The sequence below is a fragment of the Actinoallomurus acaciae genome (assembly GCF_042429965.1).
GTDB lineage: Bacteria > Actinomycetota > Actinomycetes > Streptosporangiales > Streptosporangiaceae > Actinoallomurus > Actinoallomurus acaciae.
The window spans coordinates 1-1,171 of sequence record NZ_JBHLZP010001075.1 but is presented as its reverse complement, the minus strand read 5'-3'; the positions used below and the strand labels follow the sequence as shown (position 1 = coordinate 1,171).

Genomic DNA, 1,171 nt, shown 5'->3' with positions numbered 1-1,171 from the left:
CGGGCCGGATCGGCGCAGCGCGGCGAGCACGTCGAACTCGGCGGGCGCCAGCCTCGCGGCGGCGAACGGCGGCCGCAGGATCGGGGCGCACACCGCGGCCAGGCGTTCGATGCGCCCCAGGACCAGCAGCGGCGATGGGTCGAGGTCCGGCAGCCGCGCGCGCCACGCGTCGACGATCGAGCGCACCGCGTCGCCGTCCGCGGAATGGTCCGGGGCGGTTCGTTCTTCCACCTTGACAGCATACTTTCCACGTCAACTAATGTAGTTTCCATGGAAACTACTCTGATCGTCACCACCGTCACGGCCTACGTCGATCCGACCTGTCCGTTCGCGTGGATCACCAGCGGCTGGCTCGCGGAGGTCGAGACGCAGAGCGGTCTGACGGTACGCCGGGAGCTGATGAGCCTGTCCGTGGTGAACGAAGGCCGGGAGCTCGACGCGTGGTACCGGGACTACAACGAGCGCGCGTGGCGACCCGCCCGGGTCGCGGCCGCCCTGCTGGCCTCACCTCACGCGGACCTGTGGACCGGCTTCTATGCGGCATTCGGGCACCGGCGGCACGTCGAAGGTCTTCGTGACGACGCGCGGAACATCGCACTGACGCTGCACGAACTCGGCGTCCCGGCCGGGTTGGCCCATGCCGCCGAGGACTCCTCCTGGGACGCGGACCTGCGGGGCCGCACCAAGGCGGCCACGGCACCCCTGACCGACGACGGCGGCACCCCGATCCTGCACATCGCCGATCGCGGATTCTTCGGCCCGGTGCTCACCGCCGTACCGCGTGGAGACGCCGCGGTCCGGCTGTGGCAGGCGGTGTCGACCCTCGCGACCACCCCGTCGTTCAGCGAGATCAAGGGGAATCGCGATGAGCGGCTGCACACCGGCTGACGACGGCCGGACGCGGCTGCGCCGCCTCGGCCGGGCGCATGCCCTCGCCCAGGCCGGCGACGGTGCCTTCTACGTCACGTCGGCGGCCTATCTGGTCGGACTCGGCTGGAGCCCCGTTCGGATCGGGATCCTGCTCGCCATCTGCTGGGGAGCGGGTGCGCTGCTCGCGCGCCGCATCGGCCGCCTCGCCGACCGTCACGGCCTCGTCGCGACCAGTGCCGCGACCCTCGGCTGCTGCGCGGCCGGGCTGCTCGGCCAGGCGCTCGACGGCGAACCGGCCCGC

1 protein-coding gene and 2 pseudogenes are annotated in these 1,171 nt (G+C 72.1%); 2 read left to right on the top strand and 1 reads right to left on the bottom strand.

The window, feature by feature from the left end:
* Positions 1-231 (bottom strand): annotated as a pseudogene (locus ACFFNX_RS50585) (hypothetical protein); the annotation flags it as partial.
* Positions 232-270: 39 nt separating this feature from the next.
* Between ACFFNX_RS50585 and ACFFNX_RS50580 the strand changes: the two are divergent.
* Entirely contained in the window at positions 271-888 is a 618-nt protein-coding gene (locus tag ACFFNX_RS50580; protein ID WP_378213644.1) for a mycothiol-dependent nitroreductase Rv2466c family protein, read from the top strand.
* Positions 866-1,171: pseudogene (locus tag ACFFNX_RS50575) on the top strand (hypothetical protein); the annotation flags it as partial. The gene ACFFNX_RS50580 and the pseudogene ACFFNX_RS50575, both read left to right, overlap by 23 nt.